13 protein-coding genes and 1 tRNA gene are annotated in these 13,760 nt (G+C 50.2%); 5 read left to right on the top strand and 9 right to left on the bottom strand.

Features of this window, described 5'->3' with window-relative positions; all coding sequences use genetic code 11:
• Positions 1-55: 55 nt before the first annotated feature.
• The 4 genes from AAX04_RS07385 to AAX04_RS07370 all read right to left on the bottom strand — a co-directional run bounded on the left by AAX04_RS07385 (position 56) and on the right by AAX04_RS07370 (position 4,947).
• On the bottom strand, positions 56-1,057 hold the full coding sequence (locus AAX04_RS07385; RefSeq protein ID WP_066796258.1) for a Gfo/Idh/MocA family protein: 1,002 nt from the start codon (positions 1,055-1,057) through the stop codon (positions 56-58).
• A 1-nt stretch (position 1,058) separates the two neighbouring features.
• Entirely contained in the window at positions 1,059-2,048 is a 990-nt protein-coding gene (locus tag AAX04_RS07380) for a Gfo/Idh/MocA family protein (RefSeq protein ID WP_066796257.1), read from the bottom strand.
• Between the two features lie 98 nt (positions 2,049-2,146).
• Positions 2,147-3,622, bottom strand: coding sequence for an ammonium transporter (locus AAX04_RS07375; protein ID WP_238377836.1), 1,476 nt, complete (start codon positions 3,620-3,622; stop codon positions 2,147-2,149).
• Positions 3,623-3,789: 167 nt separating this feature from the next.
• Positions 3,790-4,947: an MFS transporter gene (locus AAX04_RS07370; protein WP_066796254.1), complete on the bottom strand. Its 1,158-nt coding sequence runs from the start codon at positions 4,945-4,947 to the stop codon at positions 3,790-3,792.
• 189 nt (positions 4,948-5,136) lie between these two features.
• Between AAX04_RS07370 and AAX04_RS07365 the strand changes: the two genes are divergently transcribed.
• Entirely contained in the window at positions 5,137-6,441 is a 1,305-nt protein-coding gene (locus AAX04_RS07365; protein ID WP_156519747.1) for a hypothetical protein, read from the top strand.
• Between the two features lie 129 nt (positions 6,442-6,570).
• Positions 6,571-6,966 (top strand): roadblock/LC7 domain-containing protein, encoded by a 396-nt coding sequence (locus AAX04_RS07360; protein WP_066796249.1) that lies wholly within the window; start codon positions 6,571-6,573, stop codon positions 6,964-6,966.
• A 6-nt stretch (positions 6,967-6,972) separates the two neighbouring features.
• Here the strand turns inward: AAX04_RS07360 and AAX04_RS11940 are convergent.
• The 3 genes from AAX04_RS11940 to AAX04_RS07350 form a co-directional block, all read right to left on the bottom strand.
• Positions 6,973-7,103: transfer RNA gene (locus AAX04_RS11940), tRNA-Thr, on the bottom strand.
• A 187-nt stretch (positions 7,104-7,290) separates the two neighbouring features.
• Complete coding sequence (locus tag AAX04_RS07355) at positions 7,291-8,112, bottom strand: TRM11 family methyltransferase (protein WP_066796246.1); 822 nt, start codon at positions 8,110-8,112, stop codon at positions 7,291-7,293.
• Positions 8,096-9,151, bottom strand: a complete 1,056-nt coding sequence (locus tag AAX04_RS07350; protein WP_066796243.1) for a DUF373 family protein — start codon at positions 9,149-9,151, stop codon at positions 8,096-8,098. The genes AAX04_RS07355 and AAX04_RS07350 overlap by 17 nt, the downstream gene beginning before the upstream one ends.
• 455 nt (positions 9,152-9,606) lie before the next feature.
• On the opposite strand from AAX04_RS07350, the gene AAX04_RS07345 reads away from it, so the two are divergent.
• Together AAX04_RS07345 and AAX04_RS07340 are read left to right on the top strand one after the other, a co-directional pair.
• Positions 9,607-10,131: a hypothetical protein gene (locus tag AAX04_RS07345; protein WP_066796240.1), complete on the top strand. Its 525-nt coding sequence runs from the start codon at positions 9,607-9,609 to the stop codon at positions 10,129-10,131.
• Between the two features lie 107 nt (positions 10,132-10,238).
• Positions 10,239-11,315 (top strand): FAD-dependent oxidoreductase, encoded by a 1,077-nt coding sequence (locus AAX04_RS07340; protein ID WP_066796237.1) that lies wholly within the window; start codon positions 10,239-10,241, stop codon positions 11,313-11,315.
• Here AAX04_RS07340 and upp read toward each other — a convergent pair.
• On the bottom strand, positions 11,312-11,971 hold the full coding sequence (gene upp, locus AAX04_RS07335; RefSeq protein ID WP_066796235.1) for a uracil phosphoribosyltransferase: 660 nt from the start codon (positions 11,969-11,971) through the stop codon (positions 11,312-11,314). The two genes, AAX04_RS07340 and upp, sit on opposite strands and share 4 nt — an antisense overlap.
• A 113-nt stretch (positions 11,972-12,084) precedes the next feature.
• Between upp and AAX04_RS07330 the strand changes: the two genes are divergently transcribed.
• A complete protein-coding gene (locus tag AAX04_RS07330; protein WP_066796305.1) occupies positions 12,085-13,056 on the top strand; it encodes a 2-hydroxyacid dehydrogenase in 972 nt (323 codons plus the stop codon).
• Here the strand turns inward: AAX04_RS07330 and AAX04_RS07325 are convergent.
• Entirely contained in the window at positions 13,007-13,738 is a 732-nt protein-coding gene (locus AAX04_RS07325) for a type I 3-dehydroquinate dehydratase (RefSeq protein ID WP_066796233.1), read from the bottom strand. The genes AAX04_RS07330 and AAX04_RS07325 overlap by 50 nt on opposite strands.
• Positions 13,739-13,760: the final 22 nt, after the last annotated feature.

Raw genomic sequence — 13,760 nt, 5'->3', positions numbered from 1 at the left:
GTATTTTTGTTGATTTATCCCTGTTTTTATCTTTTATTTTATCCTTAAGGTGCTGTTAAACCCTAACCTCGCTTATCTTAACCGGCCTACCCTCCCTCCATGATTTGTACGCCGCAACCACTACCTCAAGGGCCCTTAGGCCATCCAGCCCGCTTGCCCTCGGTTGACTACCCTCATTAACGACCCTTATGAAGTCCTCAATCATGTTCCTATCCGCATCTGGGCCGAAGCCCACCCAGTGGAAGCCCTTATCGTCGGCTAGGGATATGTTCTGGTTGAAGGCGTTTATGGTTAATACCCCATGGTCAGCGAGCATCCTCATGTACACGTCACCCCATATTGGCCATGTTCCATGCCTCGACCAGCTTGAGTCTATGGATACGGGCGTTCCGTCGGTTAACTTGGCTAGTATTAACCCGTTGTCCTCAACCTTGAGCTCAGGCCTAATGTTCCTACCCACGAAGGCTGAGACCTCCTCAAACTCCTTACCTGTGAACCACCTTATCAAGTCAGCCACGTGAACTATGTGATCCATCATCGCCCCACCACCAGCCAGCTCTGGGTCAACGAACCAGTCGTAGGGGCATGTTCCATGGTTCGTCGCCGTGATGGCCTTAATCCTCCCGAATTCACCAATCCTATTCTTAGCCTCCACCACGGCGTCGTGGTACCTCATGACGAAGGCCACCTGTAGCTTAACCCCACGCCTATCCGCCTCGTTAACCATCTCAACGGCATCCCTCACAGTTGTTGTTATCGGCTTCTCAACTATGACGTGGACCCCAGCCTTGATTAAGGGTAGCGCATAAGTTATGTGCCTAGCGTTCTCGGACGCAACCACAGCGGCGTCAAAGCCCCCATCAGCCATCAGCCTGTTGAAGTCGTTGTAAACCCTCCTAGGCTTAAACACCTCCTGGGCCCTCCTCAACCTATCGGTGTTGTTGTCAAATATGGCCTCCAGCGTTGCCTTACCCTCAGTCTCAAGCTCCTTAATAGCCCTAGTGTAACTCCAGGCATGCATGTGTGCATATGAGACTACGGCAAACCTGAGCACCATGTCACCTCACCTCGCCTGGGTTAACCACCCTACCCTCAGTGATGCTTTTATTTATGGCTAGGGCTAGCCTAAGGGCCTCAACCGCGTCACCCGGCTCTATGGGCGGCTTCACACCCTTGTTCAACCAGTCCAGGAAGGCGACCCACTCCAGGTAGTAGGCATTCCTGTATATTGGCCCATACCTATAGTACGAGTTGTCGATGTAGGCCTCTATGGTTGAGGTTAACTGGTTGTCGACTGTCAGTAGGCCCTTTGTGCCGGCAATCTCAAGGTACGTGGTGAATGGGAAGTTCCTTGGCATTGCCCACGAACCCTCAACATAGGCCACGGCGCCGTTTTCAAACTCAAGGGTTGCCATGAAGTGGTCTATTGATGTTGCCGAGTCACTTGAGTACGTCCCACCCACCGCGTAAACCCTCTTAACCTCACCCAGGGTCCACCTTAGGTAGTCCAGGTCATGTATACTCATGTCCACTGCAACGCCACCACTCAACTCCTGGAACCTAAACCAACGCCCTGGGTGTGAACTAAGCCTATAAGCCCTAGCAACCCTCGGTTCACCAACCCTACCGGCCATCATCAACTCCCTGGCCCTAACGTACTCCGGCCAGAACCTTAGGCAGTGGGCCACCATCAACTTAACGCCACCTGCCTCATAGGCCTTAACCAACTCCTCACCATCCTTAACCGTTAGGGCTATGGGCTTCTCAAGCATAACATGCTTACCCGCCTTAATGGCCTCCTCCGCGATGGCCCTGTGGGTGTAGGTTGGGGTGGCCACGAGGACTACGTCTATGCTTGAGTCGTGAACCACACTCCTCCAGTCATCAGTCACCTTGGGTATCTTAAACCTCCTGGCCAGCATTAAAGCATCCTCATAGGGAATGCCGAATATGGCTGAAACCTCCACCCCACTCAACGAGCTTAATACAGGTAGGTGCAGTTCCCTAGCCGCGAAGCCTGAACCCAAAACCCCAACCCTGAGAACCATTACACATTTATTCGCCTAATAAATTTAAAAGCATTACCATATATAGTTAAAGTTATAAACACTATATACTATTTAAAATGTCATTTAATAAAGAGTGATTATTCATTCACCTCCCTAACCCTTCCATTAATAACCTCAACCTGCATTGGGAAGGCGTACTCGTCATAAGCCACCTCGCCATGAAGCTCACGGTCACCGACCATTAACACCGTTGGCGGCGACTTAAGCGGTGTGACCTTACTGATTAGTTTAAGAATTAGGAATGTCACTGACCCACTGTAGGCTATAACCACCAATGCGGCCACTAGTTGAATAACCAACTGGTACAGGTTCCCATACAATGCCCCAGTTAAACCAGGGGTTATGAAGCCCGTTATGCGTGGATCAGCGAACAAGCCCGTTAAAATACCCCCCAGGAAGCCTGGAACGGCGTGGGTTGAGAATACGCCCGTGGCATCGTCAATACCCTTAAAGGGTTTAAGCCTATACTGGACTAGGTTTAATGACACCCAGGCCGCTGCCCCAGAGGCAACACCTATTGCCAATGCGCCCAGCCCATTAACGTAACCGGCTGCTGGTGTTATACCCACTAGGCCAGCCACAGCCCCCGAGGCGGCGCCAGTTAAACTGGGCCTATCGTAGAAGGCCACGTCTAGTATTACCCAGGTTAGTAGGGCTAGTGCCGCGGCTAGGTTAGTGTTTAACACGGCTATGGATGCATCTATAGTCACCCCGTATGGGTCACCACCGTTGAACCCATTCCAACCGAACCAAAGTAGGCCTAGGCCAGCCGCCACCTGAGTTAGGTTATGTGGGCTCAGCTTCCTCTCGCCATCCAGCCTTGGCCCAACCATCATTGCGGCCACTACGGCTGCTACACCGGCATCAAGGTGTATTACGTAGCCTCCTGAGAAGTCGACCGCCCCCAATTGCATCAGCCAGCCGCCTCCCCACAGCCAGTAGGCTACTGGCGCGTAGACTAAGATGGACCAGAGGGGTACGAAGAGCATCCACGCCTTAAAGTTCATCCTCTCTATTAGGGCACCAACTATTAGCGCTGGTGTTATTGCAGCGAAGACGAATTGGAAGTAGACTAGGGTCGGTAGGGCTATATTTGGCTGCTGGTTGGCTAATGGTACATCTGCCTGCGAACCAAGTAGCGAACTGGTTAATAGGGGGATTGGTTTGCCCAGTATGCCGAATCCCCTTAATGAAAGTAGGGGTGGGCCAAAGGACATTTCATACTCAAAAAGAACCCATAGCACCAGGACGACTGAAAAGGCATAGAGGACCATCATCATGGTGTTTATGGCATACTTCCTCCTGGTAAGCCCACCGTAAAATAGCATTAAGCCTGGTACACTCATTAAACCAACCAATGTGGCCGCTGTGAGCACCCATGCATTACTGCCCGTGTCAAGCCAGTTAGGCACTGATGACTGTGGATAGCCGCTCAGGGATTGGGCCCTGGTTATGACGACAGTTGAGGCTATTATGGATGTGGCGAGCACTACGTGCATGATATATATCACATGCCTTATTCTATTTATATACCCTATTACTGAACCTGGCATAAATATGTGCTGAAGCCATATTTATAAGCTTTACTAGTCAACTGTTCAACCTGGTTTAACCCCTGAGCGTCTATATTTACTATATTTACGGGGTAATGTTTATTAATTGTTCAGGCCACTAACTTACCTGGGTGATGAATTGAACCCACACTTACCGGTGAAGAGGCCTAAGTCGACTGACGACTAAGACTAACCCCCCTCCCACGCAATACTATCCACATTACCGCCGTCAGCGCCACGGCTATTACTAGTGTTAGCGCCGCCAGTATTATCGTTAGGTCTAGGCCTAGGCGGCTTAGGGAGAAGCCACCAATTAGGTTACCTATTGCTATGCCGGCTGCCGTGGGTATGTTGTATATGCCCATTATCAAGCCCTCAGACCCCTCCTCAGCCCTATGCCCAACGTAGGCGTATATAGATGGTACAAGCGCAGACGTCAGGAACATTGATGGGGCTAGGGGGGCTATGGCGTAGTAGATGCTCAGTAGACCTGAAACCACCAGGTAGGCTACACCTATCACTACGGATAAGCCCACCAGTCCAATCGCCATAACCTTGATGGCACCCACCCTATCCACCAGTGAACCGAACATTAGTATACCTAGGGCTAGTACTAAGGCTGCTGATACGTAAATAAGCGCCACGAAGCCGCCGCCTATGTTTAGGTGCATTGTTAAGCCACCTGGTAGGGTGAAGGCCACGCCCAGCAGTATCATTAGGCCCAGCCAGAGCGGCAGTGGAATTAACTCAACGCTCCTCAGCCCTAGTGACTTAGCCATAATCCCAGGGCCCCTATGTCCCTTAAGGGTGAGGGCCAGTGGTAATGCCGCTAGGAATATTGCGGCCGCTGTTACTATGGATAACCTGGCAGCCTCAAAGCCATGCTCAATAATCCCCTGCATTAGGCCGCCAATACCAATACCTATTATGTATCCAGCGAAGTAGGTTGAGAAGAAGCCGCCGTAACCCAAGCCCAGCCTAACCCTCCTACGGGTAACCGCGGTGAGCAGGGGGACTATTATCATTGCGGCTGCTACACCCATTAAGCCGTGGAGCGCAGCCAAGATAACCCAGTTGCTGTTAATGGCGAAGAGCAGTGATGAAGTAGCCATAATCAGTAGGCCAATTGAAACTAGGCTACTAACCCTAAACCTATTAACAATAAGCCCCACTGGTATTGATGCAAGGGCCTCGGCTATTGGGTAAGTGGCAAGCACCACGCCCACTAAACCAAGGTTGCTGGTCACGTAGTACGGTATCGCTATGATCATTATCCCATAGCCCACCCTAGACGCCACATTTATGGCGAAAACCTCATTATCCATAGGGTACGTTTAGGGTAAAGTGCAGTAACTTAATAGATTTATACTTACTTTATACTTTAATGCCACTCAACACTTTGCCCATGGGTTAGCCGCCACCATAGGGCTGCTTACCGTTTCGCAGCTAAGGCATTGAGGATTGGGAATGGTGAATCACATAGATAGCTTTAATAATATCCTCATGAGTTATGGATGCATCAAACTAGTATGAGTGGGCGTAGTGAAGGCATTGGTGGGCTAGTGGATGCACTCATAGGTAAGATGCGTAACGTTAGGGTACCCTTTGGCGGCAGATACATGATTCAATTTAGGGATAGGGAGCATGAGGCTGGGTTATTCTTCAGGGAGGTGTTGAGGTACAGTGGCCTCGGCTTCATATATGGGCCGTATGGCGCAGGGAAGACCACGTTCTTATCAACAATGGCTCAAGTGATCAACTCTATTAATCAACCCACAGGTATTTTAATAGTATACATGAACTTCACCAGGGATGCTATTCAGGCGGAGTTACCAAGGGGCCTCATTAGTAGGAGGGATGAAATAGTGAGCAAGCTGGAAGGTATGGTGAGGGTTAACGTTCCAATAGGCCCTTCACCTGGCTCAATATCCATCGACCTTGGGCAGGTGCTTGATGCGGCTAGGTACATCATAAAAGCTATTTTAGATAAATACAGGAACAGCACTAGTGATGTCGAAAACCTGGTGATAATCTATGATGGCCTTGACGACTTCCTAAAGGAGAGAGTTGGCGTCAACAGCTACATTATACTATCCACGAAGGCGAGCTTCTTCGCCAACTCCCTGGAGAACCCCTCAAGGGATTTGTGGGGTGAATTAACGGGCAAGGCTAAGAAGATCCTATTCGCCGTAAGTGACCAAGCGGCGATGAAGGTTGCAGAGACCTTAATATCCAAGGCCAAGGCACTCACCACACCATACCTCTTCTGGAGCCTGCCTAAGGCAGCCTTCGAATGCGTGGTTAAGGATGTTGCCGATTTAACGGGAGCCTCCAGTGACATTGATGTTAAGTTGCTCTGGAATTTAATGGGTGGTAATGTTAGGGAGCTTGAATACTTGGCGCTTAGGTATGGGTGGGTTGTGGATAAGTGGCTTAGAGCTAGGGTTGTGGATTTCCTAACAGGGTTTATGAGCAATGAAGAATTGAACTGGTTAATTGAGTCAGGGCAGCGGGTAATGAGGACTGAGCTTAAGCGTGATGAACAATTTGTCGGCCAACCCGATGCCGTGGCGCTTAATGACCTTTACGTAGAGCAGAACCCACTACTACGCAGGCTCTTCGAATTAAACATCCTCCTCAGGGTGAACATACCCATGACTGAACCGTTATCTGAATTACCAAGTGAACCATGGATCGGTGAACACTACGCTTACCAGCTTCCAGCTTACTACTGGGCCTTAAGGGCGATGATAGAGGGAAGGAAGGTTAATGTAGAGGCTGGCAGCATCCTTAAGGCTATTGAGGAAAACGTGAAGTAATTCACGCTACGGTACCTCATTTTTTATAAGGGTTAGTTCACGCAACTTGCTTAACATTCAGGTTTACCGATGAACCCCCTTCTTATGATTACGGTAACGTAATTAAACCTTCAGTACTGGCGCTTATTAATGAGTAAGAGTGGGTTAATGGTTAGATTAAGGGAGTTGGTGGACTCGTATCTAAGGGATGTTGGGGGCGATGTCCTTGGAATCATAATTACCAATGATGAGGGGTTGCCGATAATGTACAGGACCCTGATTGACCTTGACGTTAACGCCATCTCAGCCCTATACACATTAGCCGCTAATCAACTAAAGGGCCTGGGCCTTAAAACCAGGCTCGGTGACGTTGAGTACATGCTGGTCAGCTACTCTGGTTATGTGCTTTACGCTGAGCGGCTATACGGTGACCTAACCCTAATAGCAGTGGCTGGTAAGGATGCCAGTATAGGCGTCGTGATGTACGTAACCGGTAAGTATGCTGAGCGGTTTAACGAATCGTTAAGATCAATGAAGACTGGTTGACTATGCTGGAGCCCCGGCCGGGATTCGAACCCGGGACCTCCCGCTATCCTGCATCCGCTACAAGGCGGGCGCTTAAGCCGGGCCCTAGGGTGTTCGTTAACCCAGGGGGCCCTCCAACCGGGCTGAGCTACCGGGGCCTCATGGCTCCTTGAACAAGCGATTTTAAGGTTTTCTCCCAAACACACATGGAGACCTAATGGTCTCTCGGCCATGGATGGGGTTGGCGCTCAGCCTTACTGAGGGGTTGAGGGCGCTCGCTTAAACAAAATCTAATGGAGCAATACCTTTTCCTTTCGCCGTGTCAGTAGGCTCATAAGCACTCACTCATCGTTTTAGCTCAGCCTCATCACCAGTTAGGTTAACTGTGTTACCGATGAGGCTTATTAACGTTACCACCCCTGGGTGCTTGTTTGACTTGCTTAGGCAAACTATGAACCTTGATAAGGCTCCATGCACGTGGTCAACGCCCAGGCAGTATGGTGTAAGCCCCATTGCATATGCCTCATCAATGATGAGGCTGAGCAGATATGAAGGGGTCATCATTACCACAGCCCCCTCGTCGGTTAAGGCGTCAATGATCGATTCAAGGAAGCCTAAGTATAAGCCACTAAGCCTTATCCCAACCCTGAAAACCCTGTTGAAAGGTGGGTCAGTGACCACTGCTTGAATTGAGTGGGACCTTACCGGTGGGTTTGAGGCGTCGCAAATGGCGTCATGCGGGTTCTTGATGTCGCAACCCACAGCCCATATGCCTAGCCTACCCGCAACCCTGGGTATGGTGCCTAACCCCGAGAATGGGTCAAGGAGTGGCCCTTCCCTAACCCCTGATAGGTTTATCATTAGCAATGCGTGAAGTGGGTTTAAATGCGGTGAATCAGTCTTAACAACCTGCGGTAGAGCGTTAACTAGGGTTGGCCTATGCCTAACACCGTTAACCCTAACCTCCCTCACCAACGCCGCCCTGTCCATTACTCTCAATAGTGCGTTAACGTCATTACTAAGGGTAAACTCAGCCCAACCATCCCCACACTTAAAGTTACCTACACCTAGGCCGCTAAGCCTAACTAAGGTTCCTAATTCGAGGCACGCTAACTCAACCCCCATCAACCTCCTCAATGTGACGTGAACCTTAACTCCTCCCCTCAATCCTCATCCTCCTCTCATGCCTCCTGATTAAGAATATTAACGCTAGTACAAGTATATTGATCAGTATGTATATTGTTAAGAAAAGCATGAGTGACTCTATGTTAAAGCCAGGGGTTATTATTGAGGATAAGCCAGTTAGGGGTGATATCAGTGATATTGAGGCTATGTGGCCGTAGGGTATCCTATGAGTCTTCGTGTACGTCTCCAGGACCAGGACGGCAACCAGGACGCCGTATATTATGCCTAGTAGTTCAGGTAACGTCAATGGTTTACCGATGAGCAGTGGGTATGGGTTACTCCTTAATACGGTTGAGTAGGCGTTTATGTACATCCCCATCACAATGGCTGTGACGAGTATGGTGAAGAAGGTGACCTCGTAACGCCTAATGAAGAGTACTAGAGGCCTATAGGCGTTGAAGGCTATGAAGAGTAGCGCTAAGCCCAGTAGTAGTGATATTGATGACGCTATTATGGGCTTTATTGACTGGGGTATCAGGATCCATAAGCCGTAGAGGGCTATTATGAGGCCTGGTAGCCCCAGGGTGTAACGCCTCCACTCAGGGTCAAGGAAGGCCTTCCTGATGTAATACCTGCTCAAGACGGCGAAGTCCTCAACGCTCCTAGTCTGCTTAACCACAATCCTCTTAACCGACACAACAGTCTTCCTGGATTGTATTAGGGGAAGTACAACCTCATCGGAAGGCCCGTCTGAGACAAGTATTATGCCGTCGGCGTTAAAGACACTTAAAACCCTATCCAACTCCGCCATAACCTTTAAGTCAGCCTCAACGTCGCCGCCACTACTCCCGGTCACCAATGCAACCTCAATGTTGTCACCGTAAATTGGCCTTAAACCGTCGTAAACCTTAACGGCCCCAAATATGGCATTGGCATCTGAGTCATCAGGGTACCTGACTATGTAGTCCAACCCAACCTTTAAGACATTATCCCTACCGATAACTGGGGTCTTAACGCCCAACCTCTCCCCCACATCATTATCTCTATCTACACAAAGCACCAGTATCCTCTCCTCAACCATTACTTACATCGCTAAGCCCAACACCACCTTAATAAATCTGATGTCAAGGGCCTGGGGCCATGCCAAGCATGATACCCAATAAGGGGGGATAGGAATAGAGGAAAGTAGTTAACATTAAACTAATGCAGCCACTTAAGTGAGGACTATTTCTGTTTTTCTCAATTATTTGTGATACTTATTTTCGTTTAATGCCGTGAGCAAAGGGTGAAACATTATAAGTTTCTGCGTTATTAATCATTGGTTGGGTGAATGCGGTGAGCTTGGTGAAGGGGACCTTGGAGAACTGTCTTCGGTGAGGAGAATGATGTGAACCGCTGGGTGATCGGTGGGAACTTACTCCCGCAGCTGGGGGTGGTTCACAACAAAGCCGTTAAGAGGTAGATTATGGGGAACCAGTGAACCACCACCCACCGAGAAACGGTAATGCCTTTATACTCCAGGGGTATGTTAGCCAAGTGCAGGTGGCTATAGCTGCCCATAGCGGTGATTACAACGATGAGCATGTTAAGGCTGTTAGGGGTGTTGTGGATGGGTTAATGACGTGTAGGCCAACGGTGCTGCTTGGGGGTTACTGGGGTTTAATGAGGGTGGTTGCTGATGAGGCTATTTCAAGGGGACTTAGGGTCGTGTTAATACTGCCTATTGAGCATGAGGACATTGAAACACCCAGTGGGGCTATTGTAGTTAGGACTGGTATGGAGTTTAGGGAGAGGTCAGTGGTCCTCGTTAGGAGCAGCGACTCAGTGGTGGCGCTTGGTGGGGCTGCTGGGACAATAATGGAGGTTTTAATGGCGTACGCAATGGGTAAACCAACCATAGTGCTTAAGGGCACGGGGTTCCCCACCGACAGGCTTGAATTGGCCTTCCCGGATTACGTTGACCAAAGGAGGACCTCAAGGATAGTGTACGTGGCTGACCCATATGAGGCAGGTAGGCTAGCCTGTGAATCAAGGCCAAGTGTAGTTAAGGAGCAGGGTTAACGGATACGTTGCTTTATCTAATATGTAAAATACACGTAGCCAAGGCATTAGCCCCATTTTCTCAACCGCTGGGAAAATAATTAAAAACCGGTAGGCGTAACCTATTTATGAAGTTTGCCTTGAAGTGTAGCCCTGGGCAAAAGATAGCCAAGAGGCAGGGTAGGGTTGCCATAATTGGGGCGGGTCCCGCTGGCCTTGGTGCGGCTGGTTACCTTATATGTAAGGGTTATGATGTTGATGTTTATGATAGGATGCCTGAACCAGGTGGCATGACGCTTTTTGCGATACCCAACTGGAGGCTGCCATGGAAGAACGTTAGGGCTGGTGTAGAGGAGCTTAGGGAGCTTGGGGTTAACTTCTTCACTAATGTTAAGGTTATTTGTGATGATGAGTACAGGATCGAGGGTGACCAGTTCGTTAAGAGTAAGGTTCACCTTGAGGAGTTGATTGACAGGTACGACGCAGTCATAATAGCGACGGGCACGTGGGAATCCAGGAGACTCAGGATACCTGGCGAGGACCTTAAGGGGTCCTACCTAGCCCTCGACTACCTGTTCAGGATATACGCGAGCCAGCACGGTTACTTACCCAAGTCCGAGGTTTACAGAACAGGTTTAAAGTCAATGGTTGTTGGGGCTGGTTTAACCGCCGTGGATGCAGCGATAGAGTCCCAGCTTGAGGGGGCTAGGGAGGTTTACCTATCCTACAGGAGGACGATTAACGAGGCCCCCGCCGGTAAGGCCGAGATAAATAGGCTCATCCAGAGGGGTGTTAAGCTCATGGAGTTAACCCTACCGGTTGAGGCTAGTGGTAAGGAGGCCGTTGAGGCCGTTAAACTAGTTAAGATGAGGCTTGGTAAGCCTGATGCCTCAGGTAGACCGGCCCCCGAGCCCATACCTGGCTCTGAGTTCGTGGTTAGCGTGGACACCTTAATATCGGCCATAGGTGAAATACCTACGCCACCCATGAGGAAGGAGTGCTGTGGTGTAACCTTAAGGCAGAACGGTACAATTGACACCGACGCCCAGGGTAGGACGAGGAGGCTTGGTGTCTTCGCTGCCGGTGACGTTACCAATGGGCCAACGTTGATAGGTAAGGCCCTGGCCCACGGCATGAGGATTGCGCAATCCGTTGAGGCATTCCTAGAGACTGGGGGTAAGAGGGGCGGTAGCTGGAGGTCTTAAGCCTCCCCATAGGCCCTATCCCCTGCATCCCCAAGCCCCGGCACTATGAAACCCCTCTCATTGAGCGTTGGGTCAATGGCCACTAGGTAAATGTCCACCTCAGGGTACTTCGCCGTGATCCTATCTATGGCGTACTTAGTCCCTATGACGTGGACGGTTATGGTCCTCCTTGGTTTACCATGCCTATACGCTATGCTTAGGGCTGACAGTATTGTTGAGCCCGTGGCTAGCATTGGGTCCACTATTATCAACGTATCGTCGCCGTGTATCTCGGGGATTCTGTAGTAGCCAACGTCTATCTGAAACTCCATTGAACCGGGCACGTGGGTGTTCTCAACCCTCCTGGCGCTTATTACGCCTATCCTGGCTGCTGGAAAGGCCTTCAACAAACCCTCAACCATTGGCATGGCGGCCCTTAGTATCTGGATTATAATCACCTTATCCATGTCCTTAACCCTAACCCCCCTAGCCTTAACGCCCAGGGGTGTCTCAACCTCAACCTCGTAGGTTTCGAAGGACCTTATTATCTCGTAGCCAATCAACCTACCTAACCTAACCAACCCCTTCCTGAACTCAATCTGCTTGGTGTTCCTATCCCTAAGCGTCGTTAATATGTCCTGGGCTAATGGGTGATCCACAACAACAACCCTACCCATCTACCCACCACCTCATTTGCTGGGACTCCCCTTTTTAAGAGTACCAGCCAGCTAACGTGTATTTTATTAATCCAGGGAGTTAATTATTTTTACCGCCATTAATGACCCTAGTTATGGCTAAGGTTGCTGCCTCGACGATAAAACTCCCTGGGGAGGGTAAGGAACTCCTAGCCAAGTACGCCAAGGTTTATGAATTAGCCGATGTGGGTGAGGCGGAGCTGCCTAACATACTGAGCAGGGTTAATGTACTCCTATGCTGGTGCGGAGGCGAGTTCAACCTGACCAAGTGGATTAGGGCCATGCCGAACCTTGAGGTTATTCAAACATTCTCAGCGGGCGTTGACCACCTACCGTACGCTCAAATACCCAGTAACATTAGGATATTTAGCAATGCTGGGGCCTACTCACTGCCCGTAGCTGAACACGCCTGGTCCCTAATACTAACCCTTGCTAAGGGAGTTCACTCAAGATTAATGGACAGGGACAGGTACCTAAATGACCCAGCATACTCACCGAGGCAATTAACGGGTAAGAGCCTACTCGTCCTCGGGACTGGGGGTATTGGAACTGAGGTGGCTAGGATCGGTAAGGCAGCCTTCAACATGAGCACAATTGGGGTTAACAGGAGTGGTAGGCCAGCCACCTACTTTGATGAAACCTACCCGGTGAGTAGGCTGAGGGATGTTTTACCGAGGGCTAATGTCATGGTTATTGCGCTTCCGTTAACTAAACACACGAGGGGCCTTATCGGCGAGGCTGAGCTTAACTTACTACCTGAGGATGCAATCGTCGTTAACGTGGCTAGGGGGGACATAGTCAAGGAGGATGACCTATACAGGGTCTTAACCGCGAGGAGGGGGTTGAGGTACGGTACGGACGTCTTCTGGGATTACGGCTCAGGGGAGTCGCTTAACCCGAGGACCAGTTTACTTAACCTACCCAACTTCCTGGGCACACCCCACATAGCCGGTGGTGCACAGCCCGAGGTGGCCAGGAGGGCTGTACTGATGGCTGTGGAGAACGCCGTTAGGTACCTTAGGGGTGAGTCACCGTTGAATGAGGTTGATAGGGGTGATTACGTGTAGCCTCAATCAACCTAACCCTCTCCCCCTTAATCCTCACACAGTCCTGAATACTCAACTGCCCTGGGGCTGTGCCACAGTCAACGGCGCAGTACATTAAGGCGGTGCCCAGCATTATGGAAACCGCTCTGTGGATCGGTGACATTGGTATTATGGCCACGGGCGTCTCACCCTCATTAACCAGGAGCTCTATTAATGCCGGTAGGTCGCTGTCGTTGATTGTGGCTATCTTGTAAGCAAAGGCGTGCATGGAATTGGCCACGGAGTAGTCACTCATTATAATGCCCCTGATTCCATCAACCCTGTTTAAAATGTGCCTAGACAATATAACCCTATCCCTAAACCCAGCCAAGTCCCGGTGGGCCTTAATGAAATCAACCTCCACGTCTATTAAAGCTCCAGCCTCAGCAGCCATGCTAAGTACCTTAACCTTAAGCCCCGGGTCAACGTTGCTCACCCCACCCTCCCCAGGATCCCTAACCGTCACTATAGCCCTAAACTCACTAAGCAGGTCCTCGATGAAACCCCTTAATCCGGCTAGGTTTGAACCCAATTCACCACCCATGTAGTCTAACCTCAGTTCAACGGCCTCGCAACCAGCCAATGCACCCAGGGGCCTCAGCTCTCTAACCGGTACTGCGCAGACTAGTATTGGCCTATTCAACCCTGCATCGGCTTTAAACATTGGAAATGTATTTCAACCTACC

The organism is Caldivirga sp. MU80 (genome assembly GCF_001663375.1).
In the GTDB taxonomy this organism is placed as follows: domain Archaea; phylum Thermoproteota; class Thermoprotei; order Thermoproteales; family Thermocladiaceae; genus Caldivirga.
Note: the sequence above shows the minus strand (reverse complement) of the source record. Positions and strands in the feature narration are given on the sequence as shown.